The sequence below is a fragment of the Paenibacillus sp. 1781tsa1 genome, from assembly GCF_024159265.1.
Taxonomy (GTDB): Bacteria; Bacillota; Bacilli; order Paenibacillales; family Paenibacillaceae; genus Paenibacillus.
Genome location: NZ_JAMYWY010000001.1, coordinates 4469878 through 4493971 on the forward strand (window position 1 = coordinate 4469878; position 24094 = coordinate 4493971).

Below are 24094 nucleotides of genomic sequence, written 5' to 3' on the forward strand. Positions count from 1 at the left end.
CATTTCTCCACACGGCGAACGAAAGGTTATAACCTATGCACTCGCACCTTGTTTACGTTTATTCGTTGTTCGATGCATACGTCCAAGAGAAAATAACGCCATTCCAATTGCAAGTAAAGACAGGGCCATCCAATACTGCGGATAAGCAGGTCCCATACTCACTACAAAAGGTTCAATTATGCTTCCTCTATCCGCTCCAGTCATGTCGTACTGATACAATCCAGATGACGAAGGTGCGCTTCCGGCAACCCCTGTCTCAAGAATACCCGTAGCAACAACTTGGGTTTGCTCAGCTTCTGATACATCTGGCTTAAACATTGCCATGTACAGAAAGCTGCATAAAAAAATAGCCAGGAACGCGGCAATCCACAAAGACATATGCTTGCGAATCGCAGCAGAGAAACGATTAACCTTTGCCTCCTCCGGCAATAACCATGGAGACTCCGCATAGATCCGGTCCATAACGTTACGGTTTACTCTCTCTGCCTGTTGTTCTGTCACTGGAACCGGGATGCTATGCAGCAAGATCTGGGCTTCTTCCCAGACCTCAAACTGCTCGGAGCACTCTTCACAGCCAGCGAGATGAGCATGAAATGCAATCCGCTGAGGATGAGTTTCCGGCAAGTCCCAGACCAGTGCAAACAGTTCCTGGGCTTCATTGCAATTCATCGGTTCTTCATCCCTTCATATGGCTCGTACACCGGTTCGAAGAAATAAGGTTCCAATTGAGTTTTTACGCTTGATCTTGCTCTGAATAATAGCGATTTCACAGAACTGACGCTCTGCCCAAGAATATTCGCAATCTCCTGGTAGTCTAGTTGATCATACTCGCGGAGTATAATCGCAGAACGTTGCTTCTCCGGCAAGTTGTTAATCGCATCTCTAACCAGCATCACCCGCTCGCTGCGCAGTACAGCATACTCCGGTGCATTCTCCGAAGGAGCAACGGGAACAATCCCGCTCTCTTCAAGTGGGACATTTCCGCTGCGCTGTTTGCGAAGCTCACTCAGTACCGTATTTCTCGCAATGGTATATAACCAGGTTGAGAATGAGGCATCCACCTCACGGAAAGAGTGCAGACTGCGGAACGCCTTATAGAAAGTCTCAGAACAGAGATCTTCCGCAAGCAGCTCCATATTGGAACTTTTCAACATATGATATACGAAAGCCAGTATTTTACGCTGATAACGACTCATCAGCTCGGAATATAACTCCAGGTTACCTTCCTTGATCTCTCGAATCAACTGGGAATCCGTCATTTGAGTGCGACCCCTCCTCGCCCATCCATGTGCTTCTCCCCGTTCGACTCTATCCATGTATTACCGAACAGGCACAAAAAAGTTGCGGTTCTCACCGCATATAAACAGCGTTCAGCACCATAACTGGCCTTCCCGCCAAATTCCCCTATGTAATGGCAATTTCCCCAACGTTTCTACATTAACAGTATTTATTGTACAACGGTCTGCATCATCCTGGCAAATCCATTGCTGTCCACAGAACCCGACCTGTCATTCATATGCAGTCATTTTCACGTTCATGACTTCATTTTGAGCCTTTTTGGTAAGCCTTTCTTATATAGACGGACGATGTACTGAAAAGGTTACAAAAATGTGATATTTTTTTGATCTAAGGAGGCCTAACTGATTAAGGAGGGTGATGTAAAGAGAGGATATATGCGTGTGTGTATATTCAAACATATAGATGATGCCCTTTCGTTCCATTTTAGACAAAAAAAAGACCGCTTACATAAGCGGCCATTGCTCACGTGGAGCAATACAGTTATTGGATAGGAGTGGAGAGAAACCATACTGTACCCTTATTATATGTATACGTTTTCATTTTGTCAACACTTTAAGTTAAATTGTTTGAATTAATTATATCTATCGGAAATTTCAGGATAATCCATCCTTTTTTTTCATGAGAAAATCAATTGAATACCTTCAATATGACCTCACAAAAAAGAGGGCTTTCGCCCCCTTTCACGTCTTATATCCAGACCTGATAGCCTAAAGAATCCAATAATGTCTTGGCTCGTTCCATATCCTCTTCCTGACGGAAAGACAGACGCATAATGCCTGGCACATCCACCCGATTTTCGATAATCTCCAAGTTGCTCAGGTTGATGTCATTCGCCCCAAGCTCAGTTGCGATTTTACCGATCATACCCGGAGCATCCTGGACATCGGTGTACAGATCAAATAACGGTGAAATCATGCCTTTGCGTCGTTCGGGCAATACACTGCGGAACTCACGGGCCTGACGGAATGCTTCCTCGATGCCTTCACCGTTCTTATGCTCCAGCATATCCGTAAATGCCTTCATCTGGCTATTCCAGTCCTTAAGCAAGCCCAGTAGGACATCACGGTTGCTAAGCAAGATATCTCTCCATACAATCGCATCACTGGACGCAATCCGGGTGATATCCCGGAAACCACCTGCAGCCAGCATTTTATACAGTGGATTCGACTCATTATATTCGCGCACCTGATTCACCAGCGCTACAGCAATAACATGGGGCAGATGACTAATCGCCCCCACGATGTCATCGTGCAGCAGTGGTTCCACACGCACGATCTGTGCCCGCGTATACGCAAGCAGCTCGGACAACCTGCTGTAGGCTTCCTCAGGTACATGTTCTGAAGGGGTTAAGACATAGTATGCATTCTCAAACAACACGGCTGAGGCCGCATCTACGCCTGCACGCTCCGACCCTGCCATAGGATGACCACCAATGAAGTAAGCGTCAGTCAACCGCACATGCTCGGCACAAGCGGCAATGGAAGCTTTAGTGCTTCCTACGTCCGTGATGATACATCCTTTTTTCAATGGCAGCTTGGAGAGCTTTTCGAAATAGGATTCAAGCAAACCTACGGGAACGCACAAAAAAATAAAGTCGGCATCCTCTACCGCTTCTTCCAGAGAGAGCGTAGCATCATCCACTACACCGCTCGCTATGTACTTGTCCTTCAGTTCATCCAAGTGGGCGTAACCCATCACGGTTACACCTGGCTTGCCTTTGAAGCAGAGCGCAAGTGAACCGCCGATGAGTCCTACACCGATCATTGCAATTTTTAGTTTCATGGGTCCTCACTCTTTCATCGCCAGTATTAAGGGCGTGCTACCGCCTTCTCAGCCAGCGTGTTCTCCAGTGCCGTGACAAATGCACGGTTCTGTTCTGATGTTCCGACGGACACACGAATGTAAGTTGGGTATACGTGGAATCCTGGGCGAACGATAATGCCTTGTTTGAGCAAGGATTGGAACGCCGTTGCCGAAGGCATATTCAGATCAACCATAATGAAATTACCCTGTGAAGGGAAGTACGACAAGCCCAACCGTGTAAATTCATTTTGCAGGAAGTCCCGATCCGTTGCATTCCGCTTCGAGCACTCTTGAACAAAATCCTGATCCAGTAGTGCAGCCGTTGCCGCAACCTGTGCAAATCGGGAAGTGTTAAACGGCTCACGTACACGGTTTATCAAATCAATAATTTCAGGACGTGCAATGCCGTACCCGACCCGGAGCGAAGCCAAACCGTAAATTTTAGAGAATGTCCTCAGAATGACCAAGTTTGGATACCGTTCGATCAATGGTATGCTTTGCGGATATGCTTCATCGGTTACAAATTCATAATAAGCTTCGTCCAGTATGACCATCACATGAGCAGGCACGCGGTCCATAAAGGCCGTAAGTTCCTGCTCGGAGATAATCGTACCTGTCGGATTATTTGGATTACACACCCAGACTGCTTTCGTTTTGTCGTTGATTTGCGCAAGCATCGCGCTCAGATCATGCGTTCCATCTTTAAGAGGCACTTCGATGGTAACGGCACCCTCAATATCGGCATTGCTTTTGTATACGGAGAATGTCTGATCTGCCATAATGGTCTCGTCACCCGGCAAGAAGAAAGCTCTCGTGATCAAAGCAATAATCTCATCGGAACCACAACCAAATATTAAGTTGTTCCGTTCAACACCAAGATGCTTAGCAAGAACTCCCGTCAGCTCAACCGAGCTACCGTCTGGGTATATGCTTATGTTAGTCATTTCTCTCGTAATGGCTTCCAGGGCGGCAGGAGAACTGCCGTATGGGTTTTCGTTGGAGGCCAGCTTGATGACTTGTTCAAGCCCCAGTTCACGTTTCACTTCTTCAATCGGTTTGCCTGGCTGGTACACAGGCAGATTGACAATCTGGGATTTCGGTTTCAACCCAACCGCCTCCTGTTATTGAAATAATGTTAGACACGAATCAGCGTGCACCTCATGTGTCCAAAGGATGTACTTTCAGGACATCTCTATCCCTTTAATTGTGCCACAAAGTTGCGAATTTGCAACAGTCCCGCTGCACGCGTATCCGGATTTTCAAGCAGAGGAATCGCATCTTCCACCTGACGAACAATGGCACTACCTACAACAACGCCATCGCAGATGCGGGAGAAATGTGCCACCTGCTCATGACTAGAGATACCGAAACCTACCGCTACAGGGAGATCTGTCAGACTTTTCACCGTTTCAATGAAGCTTTCCACGCCATCAAAGAAAGAAGCTCTTTCTCCGGTTACCCCAAGGGAAGATACACAGTAGATAAAGCCACTTGCTCCATTCACAATACGCTCAATCCGTGCATTAGATGTAGGTGCAACAAGAGGCACCAGATGTACACCCGCACGATTAGCACGTTGTCGCATCTCTTCCGCTTCCTCAATTGGCAGGTCCGGAATGATCATGCCACTGATATCGTGTTTGACCAATTCTTCAAAGAATACATCCAATCCGGTCTGCAATACCGGATTATAATAGGTGAACAGCACAAACGGCAGTTTCACGCCTACGTTACGAGCTTTTGCTGCGGTTTCCATAACCGTACGAATAGTAATCTGGCTTTTCAGCGCACGTTCGGAAGCACGCTGAATGACTGGGCCATCTGCAAGTGGATCGGAATAAGGAACACCCAGTTCCAAAATATCCGCTCCGGCCTGCTCAAGCTCTTTGATGATATCGATCGTTGTATCCACATCCGGGTCTCCCACGGTTAAGAATGGAATAAGTGCCGTGCGATTCTGTTGCTTCAATTGCTGGAAGGTCTGGTCCATCAGATTCATCCCAAGTCGCCTCCCGTGTATTTCATGATCGATTCAACGTCCTTATCTCCACGTCCCGACAGACAAATGACTACAATATCATCTGCTGTGAGTTCAGGCGCCAGTTTGACAACTTGGGCAACCGCGTGTGCAGACTCCAGAGCAGGAATAATTCCTTCCGTCCGACATAGGAGTTGCAGGGCATCAAGTGCTTCCTGATCCGTGATCGGTACATATTTTGCCCGTTCAATATCCTTGAGATAGGAATGCTCCGGACCAACACCCGGATAATCAAGTCCGGCCGAGATGGAATGCGCTGGCTGAACCTGTCCATACTCATCCTGCAACAGGTAACTCATAGATCCCTGGAATACACCATGCGTACCTTTGGTCATCGTCGCAGCGTGATACTCGGTATCGACCCCTTTGCCTGCAGCTTCAACCCCAACAAGCTTCACATCCTGGTCACCGATAAATGGATAGAACATCCCGATCGCATTACTACCTCCACCGACAGCTGCTACAATTACATCCGGCAAACGTCCTTCGATCTCCTGAATCTGACGACGGGTCTCATCACCAATCACTCGTTGGAAATTTCGCACCATCATCGGATATGGATGAGGTCCAACCACTGATCCGAGCACATAGAATGTATCCTCCACATTGCTGACCCAGTAGCGAAGCGCTTCATTACCAGCATCCTTCAGGGTCCGTGTTCCGGACGTAACCGGAATCACTTCTGCTCCGAGCAGCTTCATTCGAAATACGTTTAACTGCTGACGCTCTGTATCTTCTTCGCCCATAAATACTTTGCATTCCAGTCCAAGCAATGCGGCTACGGTTGCCGTTGCAACGCCATGTTGACCTGCACCCGTTTCGGCAATAACTTTCTTTTTGCCCATCCGTTTGGCAAGCAAACCTTGTCCAATGGCGTTATTAATTTTGTGCGCGCCTGTATGGTTGAGATCTTCACGTTTCAGATAAATTTTCGGTCCGCCCAATCGGCGTGACAATTGCTCTGCATGATACAATGGCGTTTCACGTCCAGAATACTCGCTTAGCAGATAGTTCAGTTCCTTGTTGAATTCCTCATCTTCAGAGAAGTGGCTATATGCCTCCTCCAACTCAATAAGTGCGTTCATTAGTGTCTCAGGTACAAAGCGGCCTCCGAAGTGACCGAAACGCCCGTGTTGATCCGGCAATTGATGTGTCATGCCTGCTTCACCCTTTCTACGAATGCTGTAATTTTGGCAATATCCTTCACACCTTCAGTCTCCACGCCGCTGGATACATCGACGCCGAAAGGTGCATATGTCTGTATTAGTTGTTGTACATTGTCCGGCTGCAAACCTCCTGCAACGAACAGGGCAATTTCGCGACTTTTCGCCCATTCAGCATAGGCAGGGATTCGCTCCCAGGCAAACGTTTTCCCGGAGCCCCCTCCATATAGAGGATCATGGGTATCAAGCAATATCGCATCCACGAATTTATCATAAGTATCAAGAGCCCTTATGGCTGCATCATCAGCTTCCGGTCCCGTTTCATCTTTGGGAAAAGAAAAAACTTTAAACACTTTGGCATCCCACCGCTGTTTCACCTGCTGGCAAAATTCCGCAGTCTCCTGTCCATGCAGTTGAATAACATCCAGGTGAGCAATCTCCATAATGTGTTCCAACTCTTTGAGCGTTGGATTCACAAATACACCCGCAAGCTTCGGCCGATCATAGGCAGACCATTCGAACAACACCGTTCTTAATGCAACAGCCTGCTCGGGTTCGATTCGGCGGCGTGACTTGGCAAAAACAACACCAATGTAATCCACAGGCAAGTTTATCATCGATTTTAGCACTTCAACGTCCTGAAGTCCACATATTTTTACGGCCGCTGGCAGCGGGTTTCTCAGTTCTGACATACTGTCGCCTGTGCCATCGTGTATGGAAGTATTCATCATTTGGGTCCCATTAGATCATATACAGCCGCCTCGACATCATCCTTGCGCATGAGATGCTCACCTACGAGAATACCATGAACACCAGCCTGGATCAGAGGTACTGTTGATTCTGGTCCATCAATACCACTTTCGCTAATCAAGGTGACGCCACTTGGAATCAATTCCATCAAATCCAGTGTCGTGCTCAGACTGGTTTCGAATGTTTTCAAATTACGATTATTAATGCCCACAAGTGTTGCCTGCGGAATGTCCAATACCTGCTCCAGTTCTGTTCGATCGTGGACTTCAATCAAGGCATCCAGCCCCAAACTTTTGGCAAATTCCAGATACTGACGAATCTGTTCAGGTGTCAGAATACTGGCAATCAGCAGTATCGCATCCGCACCCAGTAATCTTGCCTCGGCAATCTGTCGTTCATCTATAATAAAATCCTTGCGTAATAGCGGAATATTCACCGCCTGATGAATCGCCTGCAAGTACTCGTTGCTCCCTTGAAAATACGATACATCCGTTAATACGGAGATGCAGTCTGCACCCGCTCGCTCATAAGCAGCAGCAATCTCTACCGGATGAAAATCCGGGCGAATTAACCCTTTGGATGGCGAAGCCTTCTTCACTTCAGCAATAAGGCCGAGTTTGCGATTGCGTCCGCTTGATAGTGCTTGTTCAAACCCCCGGGTTGCGGGGAGTTGTTCGATTTTTTGGATAGCCTCATCCATGCCAAATGTCTGTGCCAATACTTCTACTTCTTTATGTTTGGTTGCAACGATTCGATCAAGATACATGACTGTACGCCTCCGTTGTATGAATTAACTGTTCAAGCTTCCCGGCAGCTTTGCCCGAATCTACCGCTTCGGCGGCAAGTGTTACCCCTTCAGCAATGCTATCTGCAAGACCGGATACATAGATGCACGCTCCGGCGTTCAACAGAACGACATCACGGTAGGCACTCTGCTCACCCTGGAAGATCCTCTTAATAATTTCGGCATTCTGTGCTGCATCTCCTCCAAGCACCGCTTCGAGCGGATGCAAAGACAAGCCCATATCACGTGGATCAATATCGTAGGTGTGCACTTCACCATTGCGAAGTTCAGATACCTGAGTTGGCGCCGAGATGCTGATTTCATCCAGACCATCATGACTGGCCACGACCAACGCTCTTTTGAGACCAAGACGATTCAGTACTTCAGCGATCATCGGCGTCCGGGAACGATCATACAGGCCGAGCAATTGACGATCTGCTCCCGCAGGATTGGTTAATGGTCCGAGCATATTGAAAATGGTACGAACACCCAACTCTTTTCTTGGTCCTGCCGCATGACGCATGGAAGGGTGATATACCTGGGCAAAACAGAAGCAAATTCCGATATCATCCAGACATTGTCTGGCCTGTTCCCCGTTCAGATGGATATTTACACCGAGTGCCTCTAATACATCTGCACTACCTGCTTTGCCTGAAGCTGAACGGTTGCCATGTTTGGCGACCCGAACCGAGACGGCGGAAGCAATAATGGCAGATGCCGTGGAAATGTTGAATTTGTGAATTCCCGATCCGCCTGTTCCACAAGTGTCCAACAAGCCGCTGCCATCCGTGAGAATCCGTCCGCCCTGACCACGCATCGCTTCAGCAAAACCAGTGATCTCATCCACCGTTTCCCCCTTCATGCGCAGCGCCATTAACAAACCTCCGATTTGAGCCGGCGTTGCCTCACCTCTCATAATCGAGTACATCAAATCTCGTGCTTCGGCTTGCTCCAGATGACTACCCTCCAAAATCTTTGCTAATCCATTCTTCATACCATCCTCGCGAGTCATCTCAGCAATTGGGGTTACAGGGTTTTCATTCATTATCGGGTTTATGTTCATCTCCGGTCTCTCCTCTCTCAGTTTTTAGCGGCCGCTGGTGTGACAAAGTAATCTGCATTCGCCAATCTCAACGTGCTGTCCTTTTCTTTGGCAGGAAACATTGCTTCTGCTGTTCGAATCGCTTTGAGCAATGCTTTGGCTTTGTTAACCGTTTCTACATATTCATTCTCAGGTACAGAATCCCACACGATTCCCGCCCCGGCCTGTACATATGCTTTTCCTTTTTTGAAAATAATCGTACGAATCGTAATACAGGAGTCCATGTTACCCGAGAAACCGAGGTATCCGATCGCTCCTGCGTAGGCACCGCGTGCCTCTTTCTCCAGTTCCGCGATGATCTCCATTGCACGCAGTTTCGGTGCACCAGATACGGTACCCGCTGGCAAGCATGAGAGGAACGCATCGAAGAAATCCTTATCTTCTCTTAGCTCACCTGTAACGTTGGATACCATGTGCATCACATGAGAATACCGTTCAATCTCCATGAACATGTCACACTTCACACTGCCGAAGCTGGATACCCGACCCAGATCGTTACGGCCCAAATCAACCAGCATCAGATGCTCCGCACGTTCCTTCTCATCCTGGAGCAGATCAGCAGCGAGTGCACGATCTTCCGCTTCGGTTGCCCCCCTTGGACGTGTGCCTGCAATCGGACGTGTCTCCACGCGATTTCCATCCACCTTAACCAGTGCTTCAGGCGAAGTACCCACGATTATCTCATCATCCATTTTGAGGTAGTACATATAAGGTGATGGATTCAGGGTCCGAAGCACGCGATACACGTGAAGCGGAGAAACCTCCGTATCAATGTGAAACCGCTGGGATAATACCACTTGAAAAATATCACCTGCGCGAATGTACTCTTTGGCTTGCTCCACATTACCTATAAATTGTTCCTTCGTAAGGTTGGAGCGAATATCCCCCAATTCCACGTCTCCCGGAATGGAACGCGGATTCAGGTTTTCCCCTGGTCCTTGCTGCTGCAGCCGTTCAGCGGCCTGCTCCAGCTTCTCCGAAGTCACTGCATACGCTTGCCGTATCTCATCATCCGTTGCACCATCCTTGACGTGTACATTCCCGACGAGCAGCATCTGCTGCTTCACATGGTCGAACACGATAATCTGGTCACAGAACATAAAACGTATGTCATCCATATTCAGATCATCCAGCGCATGAGCTGGAAGCTTCTCATAATATGACAGCAGATCATATCCGAAGAAACCAATTGCCCCACCTGTGAATGGTGGAAGTTCATCATCTTTTGGGCTGCGGTACTTACGCAGCAGTGCTTTCAGTTCTTCAATCGGTTTGCCTGGCAATTCACGAGTCTGCCCCGCTTCTTCCACTACAATCCGGCCCTTCTTGGCCGAAATCATCAGGAACGGATCTGTACCGATGAACGAGTATCTCGCCCATTGGATCCCCCCCTCTACACTTTCCAACAGGAATGCCCGGTCGTTGTCAGCAAAACGGCGGAATATTCGAATCGGAGTCTCCATATCTGCCAAAATCCGTTTGACTACCGGAATCAGATTATACTCATTTGACATTTTCAGTACTTGATTAACGTTTGGCGTTATCATCAAATCACGTCCTTTCAGATTTAGGTAGAAGAAAAAATAATATGTACAAAAAAACCTCTACCATCAGGTAGAGGTTTGGTTATAAGCTGTAATTAACAGGGTGATGCTTCATAAATAACAAGTCCCTATACTTCGCTGTCGGATTATTCACAGGTCGCTGAATTGATGCATCTCACATCATCCAATGCGGGAAAATAAATCAGTTATAACACATCAACTACTCATTCCAATATTTCTGTAAAATATGGGAGAGTACATTGTACGTGTTGTACCAAGATATATCTAAACAAAAGGTGTCCTACGACACATTTGCTTCCCTGTTCCTGTTAAAACTTCCGTAGCACGACGTACCGTGAATCAGTTGACCGGTTTCTGTTGCCCCGGTTACCACCCACTGGACTCTGCTATATACTCCACTAGCTCAGCTGCTCTCAGCTCAATCTCAACTCTACTCAACTGGTTCTCACTATACATCATTATGATCGGTTTGACAACCTGCTTCTTTAAGATCCAGAAGGTGCTGCCAGATCCGGACGCAATGCCTGTGCACCGTTCAGATACACATGATGGATTTCGTTCTGAGCTTTGTTTGTATTGACATGTACCATGAATCGAATGCATTGTGCCAAGGCACCTTTAACTGGAACTTCCAGCGCACACATCAGTGGTACCAGTTCCCAGCCATCCAGTTGGCGGATAGCTTTTGCCGGGAAAGCAGCATCCAGATCCCCAGTTAACGTAATCCACACACTACAGATGTCTTCCGGTTGGATCTCATTGCGATCCACGATCTCCTGCAGCAATACAGCCGTTTCTTTCAAAATCTGTTCTTCGTTGTTCTGCGTGACTGTTGTAGCCCCGCGAATTCCCCGTGTGACCATTGCTGTTATTCTCCCTTCCTGAGCATTTCAATGACGTCCCGAACTGCCGACACAGGTACGTCCTTCACAATTCTTGCAGCCCCAATCCGATCAGGAATGATGAACACCATATGACCTTCACGGAATTTTTTGTCATGCATCATCGCTTCCATTAATTCATCCGTGTCCAGATGAGCAGGCATCGTTGTTGGAAGGCGAAGTGAACGTAACATGCGGACCGTATCTTCATAGAGTCCTGCTGGAGCACCAAGCTTCTCACCAAGCAATGCCGATCCAGCCATACCGATGGATATCGCTTCTCCGTGCAGGAATTCTCCATATCCAGCAATCGCTTCAATGGCATGACCAATCGTATGTCCAAGGTTCAACAATGCACGTTCTCCATTTTCACGTTCGTCTCTGGATACTATCTCTGCCTTAATGCCACAACCTCGCTCCAGGCCATATCCCAACGCTTCAGGATTTAGCGCTAGCAACTCCTCTGCATGTTCCTCACACCAGTGTGCGAAAGCCTCATCACGGATCAGCCCGTGCTTCAGCATCTCTGACAAACCTGCCGAAACATCTCGTGGTGGCAAAGATTGAAGTGTGTCCACATCGTAGAGTACCAGCTCCGGCTGGTGGAATGCACCGATCATATTTTTGGCCAGCGGATGATTGACAGCCACCTTGCCACCTACACTGCTGTCATGCGCCAAAATCGTTGTAGGTACTTGAACAAACTTGATTCCACGCATATATGTAGCGGCAACAAAGCCAGCCAGATCACCTACGACACCACCACCTAGGGCCAGAATCGCAGAACTCCGATCCAGTTTGCCTTCGATAGCGACGGTCATCATATCCTGGTACACCGAAAGGGATTTCGATGTTTCACCAGAGGGTACAACCGCCGATACGACTGTATAACCAGCCGTACGCAGCGTTTGCTCCAAACCTGACAAGTATTTGGGAGCCACATTTTCATCTGTAATGATGAGTAACGGACTTTTTTTGGTTAGGCCATATTGCTCAAAATATTGAGGGGCTTGTGCCAATAAGCCGCTACCAATCAGAATCGGATATGAGCGTTCCTCCAACTGTACCGTCAGCTGACGCATATTAGTAATTCTCCAGTTGAGCGTTATAGTTAGCAACATTAGCACGGATCTCTTCCATGGAATCCCCGCCGAATTTCTCCAGGAATGCCTTGGCAATTTCCCACGCTACAACATGCTCCATCACCACACTTGCTGCTGGTACAGCACAAGCGTCCGAGCGCTCAACCTGAGCCGTAAATGCTTCTTTCGTATCAATGTCCACACTTTGCAGTGGTTTATACAACGTAGGGATCGGCTTCATCACACCACGTACAACCACTGGCATACCGTTCGTCATACCACCTTCGAATCCGCCTAGACGGTTCGTTGCCCGGTGGTAGCCGCGCTCATCCGTATGCATGATCTCATCATGCACCTGTGATCCACGAATGACTCCGGCTTCGAATCCGATACCAATCTCTACACCTTTGAATGCATTAATGGACATTACGCCTTGAGCGATTCGTGCATCCAGCTTGCGATCGTATTGAACATAACTGCCAAGACCAATTGGCACCCCTTCAACGATACATTCCACGATTCCTCCGATGGAATCGCCTTCTTGTTTAATCTGGTCGATGTAGGCTTCCATCTTCTTCTCTGTCTCAGCATCCGTAACACGTACAGAGGAAGCTTCTGTAACTTTGATCAGTTCATCAATCGGAAGGTCCTGATACGGAGCTTCGATCTCTCCAATACGAAGTACACGTCCAGCTACCTTGATTCCAAATTCAGCCAGGAATTGACGTGCAATGGCACCACATGCCACACGTACCGTTGTCTCACGTGCACTGGAGCGCTCCAGTACGTTACGCAAGTCTTTAAGATTATACTTGAGCCCACCGTTCAGGTCAGCGTGTCCAGGACGAGGACGATGAACGCGACGTTTCTCTTCATCACTGCCTTCGATCGGCTCAATATTCATAATATTCTGCCAATGTTTCCAGTCATTATTTTGAACAACCAGCGCTACCGGAGCACCTGTTGTATATCCGTGACGGATACCACCAACGAAATTCGCCTGATCCTTCTCGATCTGCATCCGGCGTCCACGGCCATATCCCTTTTGGCGGCGGTGAAGCTGGAAATTCAGTTCTTCAAAATCAATCGTCAAATTACTTGGCAATCCTTCAATAATAGCGGTCAATTGGGGTCCGTGCGTCTCCCCTGCGGTTAAATAGCGTAAACTCATAATACGTTCCCCCTTTAAACTGTTAAACTTCACATTGCTAAAATCCCATAATTTCTTTGCTTATTATAGTATAGCTGACCGGCTTTGACAAGAAAGTCGGCTCTTTCTTGTACTTGGTATACAAATAACCGCCTGAACACATGTACATGTGCTTCAGACGGCTGAACAACCATTATCATTATTTTTTCCGATAGAAAAATGTTTCTGCTGTCTCCAGACCATATTGTCCCGGGGAGAAGATCTGCTCCGTACTGCCCACAAATAAAATACCGCCTGGACGTAAACTTGCTGCAAATTTGTGATACAACAGGTTTTTGGCTTCCTCGGTAAAATAGATCATGACATTTCGGCACACAATCAGATCGTACCCATCGTCAAAACGGTCCACCAGCAAATTTTGTTTCATGAACTTGATCGAATTTTTGAGTTGCTCATCAATACGGTATACCAAACCATCCTGCTTGAAGTAACGGTTCGCCGTTTCCTTTGGCACATCCTTAAGTGAGCGTTCCATATAACGCCCTTCTTTGGCTTTGGCCAATGCACCTTCATCCAGATCACTTGCCGTAATTGAGCTGTCCTTCAAAATGCCCATCGTGTCCAAAATCATGGCGAGTGTGTAAGGTTCTTCACCTGTTGAACAGGCTGCACTCCAGACTTTGACACGACGCTTGGACCCTAGCAGCTCAGGCAGGATCTCGTCCCGCAACACTTCCCAACGATTGGGATTACGCCAGAATTCAGACACGTTAATGGTCATACGATCAAGGAACTCGTAAAACAATGATTTATCTTTCTGCATAGCATCAAAAAAGTTAGAAAATGTATGAAACCCGTTTTTGTTGCGAAGTGTGGTCAGCCTTCTTTTCATCTGGCCTTCCTTGTATTGAGCAAGATCAATGCCTGTGCTCTCTTTGATTTTACGAATGAATCCGGTGTAATCCGGGTCTAGTAGTTGTTCTTGCTCCAGCATCGTGTATCACCCTTTTGGCTAATAATTACAACCAGGCTGCGATGCTCTTGTCGTATACCACCAGTTCATCTGAAGCAAAGAAATTTGCTGCTTCACGGGAAGCACTTTCTGGTGAATCTGCTCCGTGAATCAGATTATGTGGTGTGTGGCTGGCGAAGTCTCCGCGAATGGTACCCGGAGCTGCTTCCTTCACATTGGTTTTTCCGATGACGATGCGCGCAAGCGCCACAATATCGTCCCCTTCCCACACCATGGCAAATACAGGCCCAGATGTGATAAAACGAACCAAATCATCGAAAAACGGTTTGCCCTCATGTTCAGCATAAAGGCGTTTTGCCTGATCCTCAGACATCTGCACCAATTTGCCTGCCACCAACTTAAATCCTTTGTCTTCCAGACGGCTAATAATTCGACCGATCAATCCACGCTGCACACCATCCGGCTTCACCATCAAAAATGTACGATCCATCAGCTCACTCCTCACTCACGGTTCAAAGTTAATCACTATGTAAACGCAATCCCTCTGATTGTAACATACATGTCCAAATCCTCCCAATGAGGAATATCACAAGTCTGTTCATCTTTGGGTATGAGCGATCTGAGAGTTGAAGGTCATAAAACGTTTAATGCGTACGTTTAACCACAAAATGAGCGATATCACGCAGGTTTTTGGTCGTCTTGATGTTAGGTAGCTGATCGAGAGCATCGAGCGCTTTCTTCATATATCGGTCAGCAAGGGCTTCTGCTTTAGCGATTCCTTGACTTTGGCGAATCATTCCAATTGCATCCGATGCACTTGCCCGTCCTTCTTCATGCTGGACACGGGAAATCTCCTTAAGCAAAGGTTCCCGCAGATCGGATTCTTCTAGGGCATAAAGTACAGGAAGAGTAATATTTCCTTGCTTCATATCACTGCCTGGTGGCTTGCCAAGTTGTTTCTCGGTACCTACCAGATCAAGTACATCATCTTGAATCTGGAAAGCCATCCCCACATTGTATCCGTACGTATACAGCAGGGAAGATACATGCTCAGGCGCGCGTGTGGCCAATGCCCCTAACTGACAGCTAACCGCAATCAGAAGTGCTGTTTTACGGCGAATCCGCAGCAGATAGTTACGAACACTTTGTCCCGTATTGAAAAAATCGCGAATTTGCTCCATTTCGCCAATAGACATCTGTACCATGGCTTTAGCAAGAATACGATGAATAGCTGGATCGGATAATCCGGCAGTCATTTCAAGTGCCTTACCATAGATATAGTCTCCAGTGTACATGGCAATCCGATTATCCCATTTTGATTTAACAGTGGGTTTGCCTCGGCGTGTCTCCGCATTATCAATCACATCATCGTGAACGAGGGAAGCGGAATGAATCAGTTCCAGCGGAACCGCTACCAACTTCAGACGTTCAATGTCATATGTACCAAATTTCCCGCCAAGTAACACAAAAACGGGCCGCAACCGTTTTCCTCCTGCTTTGAGCAAATGAAGCGACGTTTCACTCAGCAGCTTCTGTTCTCCTCGAACACTGCGATACAGCTCTTTCTCAATGTAATCCATGTCCTTTTTTAACAACCCGAAAATATCCAATAGTTTCATTCGTTCACCCGTATCAGCGTATTGTCAGTCCACAAATCCATGCTTACCTTCCCCTCCAGCAAGTCGGGCCTGCAGGCATTACGAAAAACCCGGCTTACCGTTCTTGCTTGTGTTTTTCCATAAGGATCTAACGTATTCTTCTTCTCCGACTGTCATGGCCGACACCCGGGAATTAAACTCTGCGACTTGTTCTGAAACAAAATACAGAAGTTGCCGGAGCATGGGTCAAGACTGTGGTTCATGAAGACTCACCATCAGCACTCACCAATACCCCGGGATTCGGGGGACAAATAAACCGAGCAACACCTTGGCAAAAAACAGCCTTGTATCGAACTCAGTCGTTATCCCCGTTCATCCGGTTCTCCCCATCTTGTAAACAGTTGATGTGGGATGCGCAAGCTATCCAGCACTTTCCCCACCAAAAACAGAATCAACTCATCCATAGTCTGAGGTTTGTAATAAAAAGCAGGCATAGCCGGTATCATTCGCACACCAAGACGAGAAAGCTTCAGCATGTTCTCCAGATGGATTGCATGGAGAGGCGTCTCACGTGGCACCAGGATCAATGTTCTTCCCTCTTTCATCATAACATCAGCTGCGCGGGACATCAGATTATCCGATGATCCCTGTGCAATGGAAGAAAGAGTTCCCATCGAACATGGCATGATAATCATGCCGTCGGCCAGATAAGAACCACTTGCAATGGAGGCCCCTATATCACTCACAGGATGATAGATCAGAGAACCGGCACGGTTGCCGAATTTTTCGTCCAGCACCGCGTCCCGATTCGTCACATCCCAGTCCAATTCTTCTTTCAGTACACGCCACCCTGCATTAGATATGACAAGATGAACGTTATATTCCAAATCAAGCAGCGTTTCAATTAATCGAATGCCATATATGCTGCCACTCGCTCCGGTAATTCCGACAACCAGTCGTTTATTGTCCGGCTGCTGCACCATTTATTTCACCGCCAGATCAATCAGAGTGAACGTAAATACGATTAAACTAAGCAAACTGTTCATGGTAAAAAATGCCGTTTGAACACGACTCATATCATTAGGCGATACAATATAGTGCTGATAGAACAGAATTCCATACGTCACCAACATGCCTGCGCCATACCACCAGCTCAGATCTGTTATCAACAATAATACAAGAAAACCAATTGCAGTAATCACATGGAAGAACTTAGCGATCTGCAATGATTTGACCAGGCCAAAACGGGAAGGTATGGAATGAAGACCTTCGCCCTGATCAAATTCCAGGTCCTGACATGCGTAGATAATATCAAAGCCTGCTGTCCAGAACACAATCGTAACGTACAGCACAATCGCTGTCCAATCCATCGTGCCTGTGACAGCTACCCAGCCACCAAGCGGAGCCAAACCAATCGTCATTCCAAGAACGACGTGGCATAACCATGTGAATCGTTTGGTGTAAGAATACAGTACCAGCATAAACACAGCAATGGGTAACAACTGCATGGATAATACATTAAGATTGGATGAGGCCCAGAATAACAATATAAATGAGATAATGACAAATATAACAACTTCCCCATTTTTCAACAGTCCTGCCGGGATGGCTCTCATCGCGGTACGCGGATTTTTGCCATCAATCGCTTGGTCAATAATCCGGTTCAAACCGAATGCTGCACTACGTGCACCGACCATCGCAAGTAATACCCACATGATCTGCATCCAGCTTGGGAAAGTATCATTCACTACCATGGAGCCTAGAATGGCCCCCATAAATGCAAAGGGTAAAGCAAAAAGCGTGTGTTCAATCTTGATCATTTCTAAAAAGATGCGAATTTTCCTAAACATGCTGATTCTCCTTGGTTCCAATGTGCAGTGCCGCGATACCTCCGGTTAGAGGGTAGGCCTGCACTTCTTGTAATCCTGTTTCTGCAAAAATGTCTGCCAGTTCCTTCCTTCCCGGGAAAATGGCCAGAGAGTCCGGCAGCCATTTGTACTGCTCAAAACTTTTAGCAAACACTTTGGCAAGATTCGGTAAAACCTTCTCAAAATAAAAATAATAAATGCCTTTGAACGGCTGCCATGTTGGCTTGGACAATTCCAGACACACAACCATACCGCCCGGTTTGACCACACGTTTCATTTCAGACAACACTTGTCTGAGATCAGGTACATTGCGAAGCCCGAACCCGATTGTCACATAATCAAATGAATTGTCTTCAAAAGGAAGTGACATGGCATTTCCCTGTGTCAGGGTAATCTGCTTCTGACGCTGCACCGCATTGATCTTCGTCTGGCCGACCTCCAACATGTTGCTGCTGAAATCAAGTCCGTGCATGTGCCCCGTTTCACTTGCTTCTGCCATAGCGAGCGTCCAGTCACATGTGCCGCAGCACAAATCAAGACCGGTGTCGCCTTTGGACATATTCATCTTTTTCATGGTGAATTTACGCCAAGCCTTATGCCTGCGGAAACTTAAAATATCATTCATGACATCATATTTTCCGGCTATACTCTGAAAAACCGAATGGACATATTCTTCTTTCGGTTTGGTCTCTCCGCTCCCCATTCGTCTGTCTCCCCCTCAATCTTCCCTTACTGCCGCATGTGAAGGCTGCAAATATGCCAAGTAAGGCTCAAGAATTGCATGTATCTCATGCAAACCCATCCGCCCTTCCTCGTCTTGCAACAACAGTTGAATGCGGTGTGTACACTCGCGAAGCTTGTCCAGCAAAACTTCGCCAACCCTATGCTTCAGCACCATAGCGTTCCATGCACGTGAATCCGGTTCAGACTGACGCAGCACATTGCGCTCCTCGTCATTACCATGCTCGTATATGTGCCAGTATGCATAGCTGTGAAGATATTGTTTTTCGTCATTCATCCGCTTCAGTTCTTCCACGATCGTTTCGCAGGAGCTGAATTCGGTCAACAGGCTGTTCCATAGTGACTCTTCGTTATCCTGAATCATGCCTGTAAATGAAAGAAACAGCTGCATCCTCAGCTGTACCGTTTCACGCAAGTATTCGTCAGCCGAAACGAGAAGCTTCTTCATCCGTTCATACAGCGTCATCTTGCGTGCGTTCACTCCGGATACAGCACCACTGAGTTTGCCAATCATTTCAATTCTGCCCGCTTGGGCAAGCAATTGATAAAAACGGCTACTTAAATAATCCCCGGCGAGTACATTCAACTGGCGTGAACGCATCTCTTGCTCTCTCCGCTCACCGGAAATAGTATCGATTCGATCATGCGTATCCATGGCCAACTGAACGAGCGAAGTTGCAAGAGCATATAACTCTTGATGCACCTTTTCGTCTGTGCGGCCCACAAATATCTGCAGCAGACGTGCCCGGCTATCCGGAAATGATGGGATTTCCGTATGTTGTCGAATCATGTCGTAATCCGTATATTTCTTTGCTAGTTGGGGTACGCGATATGAATTCATTCTCAGCCTCCGAGCCTTAACATTGTTAAACCATTTCTGCACTACAATCTTATATATTATAGCATATGTTGATCGGGCACGCACTGAATCCTGCTATTCTATTACCCCTGACTTGTCATTTCGAATTGCTTCTTCCAGAGTTCCGTCTCCATCAGATGAAACCAGTCCTTCAATTCCTCTGAAAAGGCCGCACTTTTCCAGTTCCGTAATGTGTCAATCGCATACAGGGGCCACTCTCCACGCCGTATATCAGCAGCAAGCAACAGATGTCGTTTATGCATCCATTCATCTTCTGCCATCACACGCAGCAGCACCTGATCCACGTTATCCAGAGTACGAAAGCCCAGATCCGCTACAGCTGCCATGTTCTCATAGATTTCAGTGTAACTTGTACCCGTTCCTTTTACTTTGAGGTCCAGTTTCAAAATGGACTGTTTCCATTCCACTCTTGCAATGGGTGTAGATAGTTGCATGGAGCTTAACACATCAACCAGATTGTCATTCGTTAGCTGAACGGGATGATGTGATGCAGAGGCAGGTTGTACGTTTTCCCCGCCCCATGTACGCATATGTAAGGTTTGTATCGCAACAAGCAGAAAGACCGCCGCAACCGTTGCCAGCATTGAAGCAGTAACAATCATCCGCGGATTCATATACGCCTCCTTGCCTTTACCTGTTAGTGTAGTCTGTCCAGTAAAGGCTCATACCTCATTGTACAATGAAAAAAAGCAGGCTATGCCTGCAATCTTCATTTGATTGTATTCAATCTGTCCATTACTCCGATTCAATCTGTCCATGCTTGGTAATCAGCGTGGCTTTGCCCCGGATTTTAATAGCTGAAGTATGGGTGGTAAATTGGGCAAACATCACTTCACCCTTGTCCAATTTCTCGGTGTGGTGAAAACGTGTATCCTGACCTCGGGTTAATCCGATCACCTGGACACCATTTTCCTCTGCCTTAATTACAATATAATCATTGCCGGTTGGATGATCCATCACGCATGTCCCCTTCTTTAGTTCGATAGCGTTAATGATGATTAAGATTGTTTCATTTGTCAACCTGCGCCTTATACGAATGAGCCGTAAGAATCGGCTACCCTCGGGTCATACTACAGTTGTACAGCCACAGAAAGGAGAATCTGCATGAAGTACACCCCTGCCGCACTTACAGACGAGCATATTTCTCAGTTAAAAGAAATCGAACAGCATCTATCTGCAGCTGCTGGCGAAGATCTGATTCTGGTTGCTTATACCGGGCAACCGGATGATCCTGAGCACTCGGATAGCCGCAAGAATCATCGTTAAAGGGCAAAAGAAAAGGCCGTGAACAAGTCACGGTCTTTTTGTCGACATATGGAATATGTAGAAATCTTATTTAATTCCGTCTTTGAGCGCTTTACCTGGTTTGAATGCAGGAATTTTGCTCGCAGGAATTTCGATTTCTTCACCTGTTTGCGGGTTGCGTCCTTTACGTGCAGAGCGCTCGCGAACTTCGAAGTTCCCAAAACCAACCAATTGTACTTTATCTCCGCTTTGAAGAGCCTCAGAGATTGCTTCGAATACGGCATCAACCGCTTTCGTTACATCTTTCTTGGACAATTCAGTTGCTTCAGATACGTGTGTAATCAAGTCTGATTTGTTCATTTGTTTTTCACCTCCTGTATCAATGTCCTGAATGTTATACTGTGTTTCCGTTTTATAGCGAAATATACGTTCATACGCAAAAAATCTACGTACATCTTGAGCGATGAACACAAATCTCCGCCTGCGGTCAACAGTCATTTTCGGCAGAATGTCGTCTGAAACCACGGGCATTTCAGACGCCGAACAAATTTCATACTAATACAGACAGCCCACAATTTCAAGTCCGGTTGCGGTTTAAGACGTAAAATGTAACCGCCAGGGCAAGCACGAGAACTCCACCTTTTACAATATCATGCGTGAAATACTGTACGTTCATCATCGTTAACCCGTTCACAAGAACACCAATCAGAACCGAACCGATGAAGGTTCCGATGACATTCGGTTTACCCGCGCCGAACACAGAGAAACCGACAAACACTGCAGCAACGGATTCCATTAACAACGGAGATCCCGCATCAATTTGCCCAGATCCTACTTTGGAAGCATAGATGATACCACCGATTGCTACAAACACTCCAGCGGCTACATAGGCGAGTGTACGCACCTTTTTTACCTTGATTCCAGACAATCGTGCAGCTTCCTCATTACCCCCTGTAATGTACATCTGGCGCCCATATTTCGTATACGTCAAAAAGATATGCACACCTATTACCGCAATAAGCAGCAGGATAACCGATATTGGCATCCCCAGCCATTTCCCCTGCCCTATAAGCAGGAATGTCGGGTCCATCTCTCCCGCAGCTTTGCTCCCATCAGGGAACTGCATATGATTGTAAATGGTATATCCCTGTGCATACGTTTTGTGAATACCTCCGATGATGTACATCGTGGCAAGGGTCGCCAGCAAATCCGGAATGCGCAATTTTACAATGAGCAAAGCGTTCAATAAACCAATAACAGCCCCGATAATCAGTGGCACGATAATTACAATCGCCAGCGGCTGTTGATACCAAATCATTAACGAAGCAGTAACGACGGTGGTCAATGAGACAGTCGCCCCTACCGAGAGATCAAATCCATCAACAATGAGAGATAACGTAACACCGATCGCTACAAACGTAACGATAGAGATTGAGCCCAAAATATCGGTCAAGTTACTGTACGTAAAGAAATAAGGCAATTTAATGCCGAAAAATGCGATAACACCTATAATGACTATAATCGCCCCGTAACGGAACGCAAAATCCAGTGATTTATCCTTCATGATTGCACCTCTTGTCCACCGCTTGCATAGTATAGCAGCTGTTCTTGATTAGTTTCGCCTCGTTTGAACTCTTTCACGATTACGCCCTCGCACATGACAGCGATTCGGTCGCCAATTCCCATGCCTTCATCCAGTTCACAGGTGAAATAGATGACGCCCTTGCCGGCCAAAGCCAGTTCATTGATGATGCGGAAAATGTCACTTTTCGCCCCAATATCTACGCCTTTGGTTGGCTCATCAAATATAAATACGTCGGCATCCGCATTAAGCCATTTACCAATGGCTACCTTCTGCTGATTACCACCGCTTAGATATTTCACTTCCTGCTTTACTGACGATGTTTTAATTCCAAGCTGTTTCACCAAGGACTCCGCATTCAGACGTTCCCGTTTGCGGCTTACGAAACCTAATGTACTGAGACGGCTTAGCAAAGGCAGACTTAGATTCCGTTCCACGTTCTCCTGAATCAGGATTCCTTGTTTACGTCGTTCCTCCGGTACAGAAACAATCCCCAGAGCCGCCGCATCCGCAGGCTGAGACAGACGGAGATTACGGTTGTTAAGCCGGATCTCGCCTCCCTCCAGCCGATCTGCACCAATCAGCAAACGAGAACTTTCCGTTTTACCCGCGCCTACCAGACCTACCACAGCGAGGACTTCACCTCGGCGTACAGAAAGGTCAACACCTTTGACTTTCACTCCACGACGAAGCCCACGCGCTTCCAACAGCAGCTCCCCCACGGGTGCTTCCGTCTTAGGAAACTCTTCTTCAAATGGTTTGCCTAACATCTGAGTAACCAAATCATTGATTGTCAGTCCCTTTGCTTCACCGGTAAATACATGTTGTCCATCCCTCATAACCGTAACGCGATCACAGTGACCCGTCACTTCAGCAAGACGATGGGTAATGAAAATGCAGGCTACGCCCCGTTCCTTCAACAGATGAACAATTCGGAAAAATGCATCCGTTTCTTCCTGACTCAGCGGTGCAGTAGGTTCGTCAAAAATGATGACCTTGGCATCCTGAATCAAAATCCGCGCCAGCAGTATCATCTGTTTTTCTGCAAGCGTCAGATCAGCCACTTTTTGGTGAACGGATATGTCCGCCCCTAATTGCTTCAACGCCTCAACCGCACGCTGTTGCAGCTTCCGCGGACTTTTCCACCACCCCCCGGCAGGTGAAGCCAGCTGATCCAACATAATGTTCTCCGCTGCCGTCAGCTGTGGCACCAGTGCCGCATCCACTTCCTGATAGACACAGTGAATCCCGCTTGCCTTCGCGTCTCCCGGAGAACTTAAATGAAGCGCTTGTCCACTCAGCTGGATCGTACCCTGATCCAATGGGTAAGCACCGGACAAAATCTTCATTAACGTGCTCTTCCCGGCACCATTGGCACCCAGCAGCGCATGAATCTCCCCACCTTTTACAGAGAAATCCACATCCTTCAGTGCAGGAATACCTGAAAACTGCTTGTGGATATGTTCCATTTGAAGCAGAATCGGTGCAGTGCTCATGATGTTAACCTCCAATCGTTCCCTTCCGGGAGCATCCCTTTTTTCATCCAGACCATACGTATCTTCATTTATTTGAAAAAAAGCGCGCCTTGCG

At 47.2% G+C, this 24094-nt stretch carries 26 protein-coding genes; 1 reads left to right on the forward strand and 25 read right to left on the reverse strand.

The window, feature by feature from the left end:
• Nucleotides 1-33: 33 nt before the first annotated feature.
• The 22 genes from NKT06_RS20110 to mtrB all read right to left on the reverse strand — a co-directional run bounded on the left by NKT06_RS20110 (nucleotide 34) and on the right by mtrB (nucleotide 20634).
• The gene (locus NKT06_RS20110; protein ID WP_253438579.1) at nucleotides 34-669 is read right to left on the reverse strand and encodes an anti-sigma factor family protein; all 636 of its coding nucleotides are present in this window, start codon (nucleotides 667-669) and stop codon (nucleotides 34-36) included.
• Nucleotides 666-1259 (reverse strand): RNA polymerase sigma factor, encoded by a 594-nt coding sequence (locus NKT06_RS20115; RefSeq protein WP_062835180.1) that lies wholly within the window; start codon nucleotides 1257-1259, stop codon nucleotides 666-668. The genes NKT06_RS20110 and NKT06_RS20115 overlap by 4 nt, the downstream gene beginning before the upstream one ends.
• Nucleotides 1260-1986: 727 nt before the next feature.
• Entirely contained in the window at nucleotides 1987-3081 is a 1095-nt protein-coding gene (locus NKT06_RS20120) for a prephenate dehydrogenase (RefSeq protein ID WP_253438582.1), read from the reverse strand.
• Between the two features lie 26 nt (nucleotides 3082-3107).
• Complete coding sequence (gene hisC, locus NKT06_RS20125) at nucleotides 3108-4208, reverse strand: histidinol-phosphate transaminase (protein WP_253438585.1); 1101 nt, start codon at nucleotides 4206-4208, stop codon at nucleotides 3108-3110.
• 86 nt (nucleotides 4209-4294) lie between these two features.
• The gene (trpA, locus tag NKT06_RS20130; protein ID WP_253438588.1) at nucleotides 4295-5101 is read right to left on the reverse strand and encodes a tryptophan synthase subunit alpha; all 807 of its coding nucleotides are present in this window, start codon (nucleotides 5099-5101) and stop codon (nucleotides 4295-4297) included.
• Complete coding sequence (gene trpB, locus NKT06_RS20135) at nucleotides 5098-6297, reverse strand: tryptophan synthase subunit beta (RefSeq protein WP_215076005.1); 1200 nt, start codon at nucleotides 6295-6297, stop codon at nucleotides 5098-5100. Before trpB ends, trpA begins: the two co-directional genes overlap by 4 nt.
• Entirely contained in the window at nucleotides 6294-6995 is a 702-nt protein-coding gene (locus NKT06_RS20140; protein WP_253438591.1) for a phosphoribosylanthranilate isomerase, read from the reverse strand. Before NKT06_RS20140 ends, trpB begins: the two co-directional genes overlap by 4 nt.
• A 35-nt stretch (nucleotides 6996-7030) precedes the next feature.
• Nucleotides 7031-7819, reverse strand: coding sequence for an indole-3-glycerol phosphate synthase TrpC (trpC, locus tag NKT06_RS20145; protein ID WP_253438594.1), 789 nt, complete (start codon nucleotides 7817-7819; stop codon nucleotides 7031-7033).
• Complete coding sequence (gene trpD, locus NKT06_RS20150; RefSeq protein WP_253442664.1) at nucleotides 7809-8849, reverse strand: anthranilate phosphoribosyltransferase; 1041 nt, start codon at nucleotides 8847-8849, stop codon at nucleotides 7809-7811. The genes trpC and trpD overlap by 11 nt, the downstream gene beginning before the upstream one ends.
• Nucleotides 8850-8917: 68 nt before the next feature.
• On the reverse strand, nucleotides 8918-10486 hold the full coding sequence (gene trpE, locus NKT06_RS20155) for an anthranilate synthase component I (RefSeq protein WP_253438597.1): 1569 nt from the start codon (nucleotides 10484-10486) through the stop codon (nucleotides 8918-8920).
• A gap of 503 nt (nucleotides 10487-10989) precedes the next feature.
• Entirely contained in the window at nucleotides 10990-11367 is a 378-nt protein-coding gene (gene aroH, locus NKT06_RS20160; RefSeq protein ID WP_253438600.1) for a chorismate mutase, read from the reverse strand.
• Nucleotides 11368-11372: 5 nt separating this feature from the next.
• Nucleotides 11373-12467 (reverse strand): 3-dehydroquinate synthase, encoded by a 1095-nt coding sequence (gene aroB / locus NKT06_RS20165; protein WP_253438603.1) that lies wholly within the window; start codon nucleotides 12465-12467, stop codon nucleotides 11373-11375.
• Between the two features lies 1 nt (nucleotide 12468).
• Nucleotides 12469-13638 carry a chorismate synthase gene (gene aroC, locus NKT06_RS20170; protein WP_253438606.1) on the reverse strand — a complete coding sequence of 390 codons (1170 nt, stop codon included), beginning with the start codon at nucleotides 13636-13638 and terminating at the stop codon, nucleotides 12469-12471.
• 178 nt (nucleotides 13639-13816) lie between these two features.
• Nucleotides 13817-14611, reverse strand: coding sequence for a CheR family methyltransferase (locus NKT06_RS20175; RefSeq protein ID WP_062835189.1), 795 nt, complete (start codon nucleotides 14609-14611; stop codon nucleotides 13817-13819).
• Between the two features lie 25 nt (nucleotides 14612-14636).
• Entirely contained in the window at nucleotides 14637-15080 is a 444-nt protein-coding gene (ndk, locus tag NKT06_RS20180; protein ID WP_253438609.1) for a nucleoside-diphosphate kinase, read from the reverse strand.
• Nucleotides 15081-15234: 154 nt separating this feature from the next.
• The gene (locus tag NKT06_RS20185) at nucleotides 15235-16209 is read right to left on the reverse strand and encodes a polyprenyl synthetase family protein (protein WP_017687703.1); all 975 of its coding nucleotides are present in this window, start codon (nucleotides 16207-16209) and stop codon (nucleotides 15235-15237) included.
• Between the two features lie 341 nt (nucleotides 16210-16550).
• Complete coding sequence (locus tag NKT06_RS20190; RefSeq protein ID WP_253438612.1) at nucleotides 16551-17171, reverse strand: UbiX family flavin prenyltransferase; 621 nt, start codon at nucleotides 17169-17171, stop codon at nucleotides 16551-16553.
• Nucleotides 17172-18038 carry a UbiA-like polyprenyltransferase gene (locus NKT06_RS20195; protein ID WP_253438615.1) on the reverse strand — a complete coding sequence of 289 codons (867 nt, stop codon included), beginning with the start codon at nucleotides 18036-18038 and terminating at the stop codon, nucleotides 17172-17174. It abuts the gene before it with no gap.
• Nucleotides 18031-18759: a demethylmenaquinone methyltransferase gene (locus tag NKT06_RS20200; RefSeq protein ID WP_253438618.1), complete on the reverse strand. Its 729-nt coding sequence runs from the start codon at nucleotides 18757-18759 to the stop codon at nucleotides 18031-18033. The genes NKT06_RS20195 and NKT06_RS20200 overlap by 8 nt, the downstream gene beginning before the upstream one ends.
• Before the next feature lie 15 nt (nucleotides 18760-18774).
• Nucleotides 18775-19638 (reverse strand): heptaprenyl diphosphate synthase component 1, encoded by an 864-nt coding sequence (locus NKT06_RS20205; protein WP_253438621.1) that lies wholly within the window; start codon nucleotides 19636-19638, stop codon nucleotides 18775-18777.
• Nucleotides 19639-19739: 101 nt separating this feature from the next.
• Entirely contained in the window at nucleotides 19740-20291 is a 552-nt protein-coding gene (locus NKT06_RS20210; RefSeq protein ID WP_253438623.1) for a hypothetical protein, read from the reverse strand.
• A 121-nt stretch (nucleotides 20292-20412) separates the two neighbouring features.
• On the reverse strand, nucleotides 20413-20634 hold the full coding sequence (gene mtrB, locus NKT06_RS20215) for a trp RNA-binding attenuation protein MtrB (RefSeq protein ID WP_017687697.1): 222 nt from the start codon (nucleotides 20632-20634) through the stop codon (nucleotides 20413-20415).
• Nucleotides 20635-20781: 147 nt separating this feature from the next.
• On the opposite strand from mtrB, the gene NKT06_RS20220 reads away from it, so the two are divergent.
• Nucleotides 20782-20943, forward strand: a complete 162-nt coding sequence (locus tag NKT06_RS20220; protein WP_253438625.1) for a hypothetical protein — start codon at nucleotides 20782-20784, stop codon at nucleotides 20941-20943.
• A gap of 66 nt (nucleotides 20944-21009) precedes the next feature.
• Here NKT06_RS20220 and NKT06_RS20225 read toward each other — a convergent pair whose 3' ends face one another.
• The 3 genes from NKT06_RS20225 to NKT06_RS20235 all read right to left on the reverse strand — a co-directional run bounded on the left by NKT06_RS20225 (nucleotide 21010) and on the right by NKT06_RS20235 (nucleotide 24000).
• Nucleotides 21010-21282: an HU family DNA-binding protein gene (locus NKT06_RS20225; RefSeq protein WP_024630670.1), complete on the reverse strand. Its 273-nt coding sequence runs from the start codon at nucleotides 21280-21282 to the stop codon at nucleotides 21010-21012.
• Nucleotides 21283-21499: 217 nt separating this feature from the next.
• The gene (locus tag NKT06_RS20230; protein WP_253438627.1) at nucleotides 21500-22486 is read right to left on the reverse strand and encodes an ABC transporter permease; all 987 of its coding nucleotides are present in this window, start codon (nucleotides 22484-22486) and stop codon (nucleotides 21500-21502) included.
• The gene (locus NKT06_RS20235) at nucleotides 22483-24000 is read right to left on the reverse strand and encodes a sugar ABC transporter ATP-binding protein (RefSeq protein ID WP_253438629.1); all 1518 of its coding nucleotides are present in this window, start codon (nucleotides 23998-24000) and stop codon (nucleotides 22483-22485) included. The genes NKT06_RS20230 and NKT06_RS20235 overlap by 4 nt, the downstream gene beginning before the upstream one ends.
• Between the last annotated feature and the right edge of the window lie 94 nt (nucleotides 24001-24094).

Bases quoted from the DNA above. Each gene is read 5' to 3' on its own strand.
- aroC (WP_253438606.1), bottom strand. From the start codon at position 13,638: ATGAGTTTACGCTATTTAACCGCAGGGGAGACGCACGGACCCCAATTG.
- trpC (WP_253438594.1), bottom strand. From the start codon at position 7,819: ATGTATCTTGATCGAATCGTTGCAACCAAACATAAAGAAGTAGAAGTA.
- NKT06_RS20235 (WP_253438629.1), bottom strand. From the start codon at position 24,000: ATGAGCACTGCACCGATTCTGCTTCAAATGGAACATATCCACAAGCAG.
- NKT06_RS20175 (WP_062835189.1), bottom strand. From the start codon at position 14,611: ATGCTGGAGCAAGAACAACTACTAGACCCGGATTACACCGGATTCATT.
- mtrB (WP_017687697.1), bottom strand. From the start codon at position 20,634: ATGGATCATCCAACCGGCAATGATTATATTGTAATTAAGGCAGAGGAA.
- NKT06_RS20230 (WP_253438627.1), bottom strand. From the start codon at position 22,486: ATGAAGGATAAATCACTGGATTTTGCGTTCCGTTACGGGGCGATTATA.
- NKT06_RS20115 (WP_062835180.1), bottom strand. From the start codon at position 1,259: ATGACGGATTCCCAGTTGATTCGAGAGATCAAGGAAGGTAACCTGGAG.
- trpA (WP_253438588.1), bottom strand. From the start codon at position 5,101: ATGAATCTGATGGACCAGACCTTCCAGCAATTGAAGCAACAGAATCGC.
- NKT06_RS20225 (WP_024630670.1), bottom strand. From the start codon at position 21,282: ATGAACAAATCAGACTTGATTACACACGTATCTGAAGCAACTGAATTG.
- trpB (WP_215076005.1), bottom strand. From the start codon at position 6,297: ATGACACATCAATTGCCGGATCAACACGGGCGTTTCGGTCACTTCGGA.
- aroH (WP_253438600.1), bottom strand. From the start codon at position 11,367: ATGGTCACACGGGGAATTCGCGGGGCTACAACAGTCACGCAGAACAAC.
- NKT06_RS20210 (WP_253438623.1), bottom strand. From the start codon at position 20,291: ATGAATCCGCGGATGATTGTTACTGCTTCAATGCTGGCAACGGTTGCG.
- NKT06_RS20140 (WP_253438591.1), bottom strand. From the start codon at position 6,995: ATGTCAGAACTGAGAAACCCGCTGCCAGCGGCCGTAAAAATATGTGGA.
- NKT06_RS20205 (WP_253438621.1), bottom strand. From the start codon at position 19,638: ATGAATTCATATCGCGTACCCCAACTAGCAAAGAAATATACGGATTAC.
- NKT06_RS20195 (WP_253438615.1), bottom strand. From the start codon at position 18,038: ATGTTTAGGAAAATTCGCATCTTTTTAGAAATGATCAAGATTGAACAC.
- NKT06_RS20190 (WP_253438612.1), bottom strand. From the start codon at position 17,171: ATGGTGCAGCAGCCGGACAATAAACGACTGGTTGTCGGAATTACCGGA.
- NKT06_RS20220 (WP_253438625.1), top strand. From the start codon at position 20,782: ATGAAGTACACCCCTGCCGCACTTACAGACGAGCATATTTCTCAGTTA.
- NKT06_RS20185 (WP_017687703.1), bottom strand. From the start codon at position 16,209: ATGAAACTATTGGATATTTTCGGGTTGTTAAAAAAGGACATGGATTAC.
- aroB (WP_253438603.1), bottom strand. From the start codon at position 12,467: ATGCGTCAGCTGACGGTACAGTTGGAGGAACGCTCATATCCGATTCTG.
- NKT06_RS20110 (WP_253438579.1), bottom strand. From the start codon at position 669: ATGAATTGCAATGAAGCCCAGGAACTGTTTGCACTGGTCTGGGACTTG.
- trpE (WP_253438597.1), bottom strand. From the start codon at position 10,486: ATGATAACGCCAAACGTTAATCAAGTACTGAAAATGTCAAATGAGTAT.
- trpD (WP_253442664.1), bottom strand. From the start codon at position 8,849: ATGACTCGCGAGGATGGTATGAAGAATGGATTAGCAAAGATTTTGGAG.
- NKT06_RS20120 (WP_253438582.1), bottom strand. From the start codon at position 3,081: ATGAAACTAAAAATTGCAATGATCGGTGTAGGACTCATCGGCGGTTCA.
- NKT06_RS20200 (WP_253438618.1), bottom strand. From the start codon at position 18,759: ATGGGGAGCGGAGAGACCAAACCGAAAGAAGAATATGTCCATTCGGTT.
- ndk (WP_253438609.1), bottom strand. From the start codon at position 15,080: ATGGATCGTACATTTTTGATGGTGAAGCCGGATGGTGTGCAGCGTGGA.